Origin of the sequence: Phytoactinopolyspora endophytica (genome assembly GCF_004138495.1) — a bacterium.
GTDB classification, from domain to species: domain Bacteria; phylum Actinomycetota; class Actinomycetes; order Jiangellales; family Jiangellaceae; genus Phytoactinopolyspora; species Phytoactinopolyspora endophytica.
This window is the reverse complement of sequence record NZ_ML142856.1, coordinates 314,470-320,599: the sequence shown is the minus strand read 5'-3', so window position 1 is coordinate 320,599 and position 6,130 is coordinate 314,470. Positions and strand designations below refer to the sequence as shown.

Below are 6,130 nucleotides of genomic sequence, written 5' to 3'. Positions count from 1 at the left end.
GAGGCTGTGCTGAGCGGTTCTGTCACCGCCTTCTCTGTGCCGACCACGTGGAAACCCTCCATAAGCGCTTCAACTTCACACTTTAAGAATGAGTATGGACCAGCTGCTAGAGACGATCCGCGCCCTCGATGGCGTCCTTGAACTCGCCCCCACCGAAGGCAGTGAGTTCCCCGAGGTCGCCTGGGGTGACCACTTCTTCTACTACGCGCCGGGCGGAGAGATCCCGGGCCAGGCCCAGCCCTACGCCACCATCGTGACCAAGGACTATCCTGACGACGCCCTGTCCGACCTCGACCCGGCCGGCCGGTGGCGGGTGAACATCCACGTCGGCAGGGCTGAGTTCACCGAGCTCACCGGCGAAGACCCCAAGGACGCAGGCGCCTCGTGGGACTTCAGCATGGCAGATGTGTTTCTCCCGCACCCGGTCTACGGGGCGATGGGCTGGATCGCTGTGGTGAACCCGAGCCACCGGACGATGCCCGCCGTGGTCGCGCTGCTGCGTCGAGCTCACGAGGACGCGAAGCGGCGAGCCGCCCGCCGCGATGGACCTCGTGCACCGGGTGACCAGCCAGAAGCAGACCAGTGACGTACGCCAACGCGGCCAGCGAGACCACAGAAGCCACCCAACAGCGCTGGGAAGTTCTCCCAGTCAGGCGGTGGAAGGCGAGGTCCGGCCGATCGGGCACGTGGTCATGGTTCGGAAGAACAGGGCCACGTCGGCCAGGGTCATTCCTGGAAAGGAGACTGGCGAGCGACCGACCCGCTCACTGCCCGCCGGTACTGGCCCGGTGACTTGCCGGTGTACTTCTTGAACGCGACGCTCATGTACTCCGCGTGGCTGAAGTTCAGCCGGTCCGCGATCTGCTGAATGGTCCAGTCCGTGGAGGAGAGCAGCTCGGCGACGTGGCTCATCCGGACACGCAGGATTTCGCCGTGGACGGTGTGCCCCAGGGTCTGAACGAAGCGATAGTCGAGTGCGCGCCTGGAGAGCCCGACGTGCCGGAGTACGGCCGCGACGCTTGTGCTCTGATCCGACCGGTCGCGGATGAAACGGAGGGCCTTGGAGACGAACGGATCATCGACGGCGAGGATATCGGATGACTGCCGGGTGAGGAGCCGGAGTGGTTCGACCAGCCGCAGCCCAGGTTCCAGAGACTGGCCGTCCATCATCTGGTCGAGAAGCTCGGCGGCGATGTATCCCGTCCTCGTCGTGTCCGGTTCGACGCTGGACAGCGGGGGAGATGTGAAGTTGCCGATGAACTCGTCGTTGTCGACGCCGATGACGGCGACCGAGTCCGGCACGGTGAGGTCGGCGATCTTGCAGGCTTCGAGCACCTCCTGGCCGGCGATGTCGTAGCAGGCGAGTACTCCTACTGGTTTGGGTAGTCCGGTGAGCCACTCCGCGAGGAGTTCCCGGTCGGCGGCGCGCATTCCGGACGGCTTCATGCGAAACTCGTGTGGGGTCGAGCCGAGCTTGCGCACGTGCTCGGCGAACCATGCGCTACGCATGAGTGACCAGCTGAACCTTTCGTCCCCGCAGAATGCGAAATGACGAAGCCCGCGCTGGGCGAAATGCTCGACCGCCCACTGTGCGATCGTGTTGTCATCGGTCTCCGCGCCGGGCAGTTCGGGCACCAGACGTGCGGCACTGAGGTCTACTGTGGGAAGGCTGAGTTTCCGGATGAATTGTGCTGTCTCGGTATTCTCGATGCGGGCCAGCACGCCGTCGCCGTGCCATCCCTCGAGCCATGAGAAATCGGTTTCATGACGGCTGTGCTCGGCCAGGTACATCGACCAGTGCGGGTGCGCTTCGACGTACTTCTTCACGCCCACCAGCACACCACGCGCGTAGGCGTTCGACGTCTCGACCAGTAAGGCAACGTGACGAGTCGGTGGGGCAACCATGTAAAGAATCTAACCTATGATGCTGGATCTCGCATGGTTTGTCCGGGTTCGTCCTCCGTAGCCTGTCATGCAACACAGGAGGTCAACGATGACTCACCATGTACGAATCGCAATTGCCGGACTGGGATTCGGGGCCGAATTCATCCCCATCTATCAGGCCCATCCCGATGTCGAGCTCATGGCTGTCTGCCAACGTACCGACGCCGCGCTGAACAAGCTCGCCGACCAATTCGGAATTCCTGGTCGATACACGAGTTACGACGCGATGCTGCAGGACCCCGAAATTGATGCGGTCCATATCAACACGCCGATTCCGGATCACGCCGAGCACACGATATCGGCTTTGCGGGCGGGAAAACACGTTGCGTGTACGGTGCCGATGGCCACGACGCTCGACGAGTGCCGAGCCATCGTCGACGCGGTCCGTGAATCCGGCAAGAAGTACATGATGATGGAGACCGTCGTGTACTCGCGCGAGTTTCTCCATGTCCGAGATCTAGCAGAGAACGGCACGATAGGCAGAATTCAATTCCTTCGGGGGGCGCACTTTCAAGAGATGGCAGGCTGGCCTGGATACTGGGAAGGCCTGCCGCCGATGCATTATGCGACGCATGCGGTGAGTCCCGTGTTGAGCCTCGCTGGATCATTGGCCCAGAGCGTCGTCTGTATCGGCTCTGGGCGTATCTCGCCGGATCTGGCCGACCGGTACGGGTCGCCGTTCGCCGTGGAGAGCGCCCTGCTCACCCTCTCCGAGTCGCCCGTCGGGGCTGAGATCGCGCGCTCGTTGTTCGAGACGGCTCATGAATATGTCGAGAGCTTTACCGTGTTCGGCGATCGCGCGACGTTCGAATGGGAGCAGACGCAGGAGTCGGGACACGTGCTGCATGTCGGTGAGGTGCCGAAGAACATCGAGATCCCGGACTTCGCGCACCGGTTGCCGGCCGAGATCGCCCCGTTCACCACTCGCGGCGTCTATGACGACGAGCACGAACATCTCTCCTTCGTCCAGGGCGGCGGGCACGGCGGCTCACATCCGCATCTGGCGCACGAATTCGTCCGCAGCATCGTCGAGGATCGTGCGCCCGCGATCGATGAAGTGACCGCGGCCAACTGGACGTCGGTCGGTATCTGCGCCCACGAGTCTGCGATGAGTGAGGGATCCCGGGTGCAGATCCCGGATTACTCGGCGACCGGATGACGGTGAGGGCCTGCGCCGCGGCCCTGCCGGTCTCGTCTCCCACCGTATTGTCGCCCGCTGCCTGACGTGCACGCGGGATTGCGGCCGGTTGCGGCTGGCCACAGGACCTGCCGGCCGAAATCACGGTGACGAACAACACGCGCCGGTTCAAGGCGCCGAAGACTGGGAGGAACTGATGAAGCTTGCCCAGATCGATCAGCACGTGAGAGCCCGATGACCGCGACACTGCAACGGGCGCCGGCGGGATCCACCAGGCGGAGGCGGACGGAGCTGCGCCGGCTTCCGGTGTGGGCGGTCGCCGCGGCGGCCGTGGCCGCGGCTGTCTGGGTGGTGTTCTTCGCGGACGGCACTCCGGCCGGTGCCGCAGTCGCCAACCCGGGGAACTTCGTGGTCACGTTGCTCGACGCGGTGACCTTCGCCGGCCTGCTGTTCGTGGCCGCGTCCGGGTTCACGCTCATCTTCGGCCTGATGCGCACGGTCAACATGGCACACGGATCACTGTTCCTGTTGGCCGCCTACGTGGCCATCCGGGTTCAGGAGGCGATGGTCGGCCGGAGCCGCAACATCGACGCGAGCGACGTCGGCCTGCTCGACTGGGTGGTGCCGATGCTGGTGGGTGCGACGGTCGCGGCCGTGCTCGGCCTCGTGATCCAGCAGGTGTTCCTGCAGTGGAACGAGGGCCAGGAGCTGCGCCAAGCGCTGATCACGCTGGCCATCACGGTGGTGCTCGCCGACCAGATGCTGCGCGAGTTCGGCGGTCTGGCCGGGCGGATGGTCTGGCCGGGTGCGGTGACACACTTCTTCTCGATCATGGGTGAGCGCTACGCGCTGACCCGGGTGTTCATGCTCGGTGTCGCTGTTCTGGTCGGCGTGCTGCTGTGGCTCTGGCTGAACAAGACGAGCCTGGGCATGGTGATCCGCGCCGGGGTGGACGACCGGCAGATGGTGCGCGGGCTCGGCATCAACATCAAACGGGTCTTCGCGGTGACCTTCTTCGTGGGGTCGTTCCTGGCCGGTCTGGGCGGCGTGCTCGGTGCCTCGTTCGCCGGCGTCGCGCCCGGCACCGACGGTGACTGGTTGTTGAACGCTCTGGTCGTCGTGATCATCGGCGGGCTGGGGTCGATCAAGGGCGCGGTCGCCGGCTCGCTGCTGTACGGCACGGTGGTGGCGTTCGCGCCCGCGTACCTGCCCAGCCAGTACTCCTTCTACGCGATCATCGTGACGTTCGCCCTGCTGGCCATGGTGCTGGCAGTGCGGCCCTACGGCTTGTTCGGGAGGCCGGCATGACCGCCCGTCGTCTGCTCACCCGCGGCAACATCGGGCTGGCGCTGCTGGTCGTTTTGTTGCTCGCGATGCCGAACCTCGCGTCGGCGTTCTTCGTCAACTTCGTGCTGACGCAGACCATGATGCTCGGCGTCGCCGCCGCGACGATCGTGTTCCTGGCCCGATACGGCGGCATGGTCTCGCTGGCACAGTTCCTGCTGGTGGGAGTCGCGGGATTCATGTTCGGCAACGCCGCGCTGGAGGGCGGTGCGCGCGGTCTCAACCTGGGACTGAACCCGTGGCTGGCGGTGGTCTTCGCGATCGCGGTCACCACCACCGTCGCGTTCGTGCTGGGCGCGCTCGCCAGCCGGACCACCGGCTTGTACTTCCTGATGCTCACCCTGGTCTACGCGGTGATCGGGTTCTTCGTCTTCGCGCAGATCGTTGAACTATCCGGGCCTGGCGGGATCACCAGCATCCAGCGTCCCGATCTGATGGGGCCGCCGGTCCGGCTGTACTACGTCGGAGTCGGGCTTTCGGTGCTCGTGTACCTCGGATTCCGGGCGTTGGGGAGGACGACCTTCGGCCTGACCTTGCAGGGCGTGCGGGACGATCCGATCCGGATGGCGTCCCTGGGATTCAACGTGCCAATGCACCGCACGCTGGCGTTCACCCTGGCCGGCTTCGTCGCTGGACTCAGCGGTGTGCTGCACGTCTGGTGGAACGGACAGATCGATCCCGCATCCATCGCCATCGGACCCAGCCTGATTCTGCTGATCATGGCGGTGATCGGTGGCATCTCCTACTTCGAGGGCGCGTGGCTGGGCGCGTTCGTGTACGTGTTGGCCTTCACCTACCTACGAGACCTTCCGCTCATCGATCGGATCGGCATCACCGAGGCCAGGTTCAACACCGTGATCGGGGCCGTCGTGCTGCTGATCATGGTGTTGTCGCCGGAAGGGCTGGCCGGAATCGCTGCACGGGTCCGGCGCCGGGTGAGACGACCCGGATCTGTGGCGCCGACCGCACCGGCCGGCGGACCGTCGTCCGCCGCGTGACACACAGACCGACTGGAGGATCACAACATGACTGGACTGAGACGCCGGGCGACGCTTGCACTGTCCCTGGCCACCGGGTTGGCGCTGTTGACCGCGGGATGCGGGAGCGACGGCGATGACACCGCCGGGCTGCCCGCCGACGAGAACGTGGACGAGCCGGCGGACGCCGGAGACGACGACGCCGGAGACGACGACGCGCCGGACGCGGGCACCGCGGACGACAGCACCGTCCGCCTGGGCATCCTCGGCCAATGCGAAGGGCCATTCGGCGGTTTCCACGAGGACGTCGTGGGCGGCGCAACCCTGGCGATGGTCGAGCAGGCCGGTGCCACGGTGAACTCGACCACCAGCGCGCTGGAGGGATTCAGCGGGGCCGAGGTGGCGGGGACGCCGATCGAGCTGGTGGGCATCGGCTGCGGTGACGACACACCGGACCGGATCCTGCAGGAGGTCCGCCGGTTGGTGGAGCAGCTGGACGCCAACGTGATCATCGGTCCGCTCTCCGGCGACGAAGGACTCGCCATCGCCGAGTACGCGAAGGCCAACCCCGAGCTCACGGTGCTGGCCGGCATCTCGGGCTCGCAGGAGCAGACGTTGCACGTGCAGGCGCAGAACTACTTCCGGTTCTACGGCGACGGCGCGATCTGGAGCGCCGGCCTCGGCGACATCCTGCACAACCAGGAAGGATGGGGCGAGGTCGCGGTGA

The 6,130-nt window shown here is 65.5% G+C and carries 6 protein-coding genes; 5 read left to right on the top strand and 1 reads right to left on the bottom strand.

What is annotated here, in order from left to right; translation table 11 throughout:
• The first annotated feature begins 94 nt into the window (after positions 1-94).
• On the top strand, positions 95-586 hold the full coding sequence (locus ELR45_RS17785; RefSeq protein ID WP_420813904.1) for a DUF6194 family protein: 492 nt from the start codon (positions 95-97) through the stop codon (positions 584-586).
• A 140-nt stretch (positions 587-726) separates the two neighbouring features.
• On the opposite strand, the gene ELR45_RS17780 is transcribed toward ELR45_RS17785, so the two are convergent.
• Positions 727-1,905: a XylR family transcriptional regulator gene (locus tag ELR45_RS17780; RefSeq protein WP_129667564.1), complete on the bottom strand. Its 1,179-nt coding sequence runs from the start codon at positions 1,903-1,905 to the stop codon at positions 727-729.
• An 88-nt stretch (positions 1,906-1,993) separates the two neighbouring features.
• On the opposite strand from ELR45_RS17780, the gene ELR45_RS17775 reads away from it, so the two are divergent.
• The 4 genes from ELR45_RS17775 to ELR45_RS35400 form a co-directional block, all read left to right on the top strand.
• On the top strand, positions 1,994-3,103 hold the full coding sequence (locus ELR45_RS17775; RefSeq protein WP_129667563.1) for a Gfo/Idh/MocA family protein: 1,110 nt from the start codon (positions 1,994-1,996) through the stop codon (positions 3,101-3,103).
• A gap of 213 nt (positions 3,104-3,316) precedes the next feature.
• Positions 3,317-4,390, top strand: a complete 1,074-nt coding sequence (locus tag ELR45_RS17770; protein WP_129667562.1) for a branched-chain amino acid ABC transporter permease — start codon at positions 3,317-3,319, stop codon at positions 4,388-4,390.
• Entirely contained in the window at positions 4,387-5,424 is a 1,038-nt protein-coding gene (locus ELR45_RS17765) for a branched-chain amino acid ABC transporter permease (RefSeq protein ID WP_129667561.1), read from the top strand. The genes ELR45_RS17770 and ELR45_RS17765 overlap by 4 nt, the downstream gene beginning before the upstream one ends.
• Positions 5,425-5,451: 27 nt before the next feature.
• Positions 5,452-6,130: ABC transporter substrate-binding protein (locus tag ELR45_RS35400; protein WP_165367873.1), on the top strand; the 679-nt coding region annotated here is incomplete at its 3' end.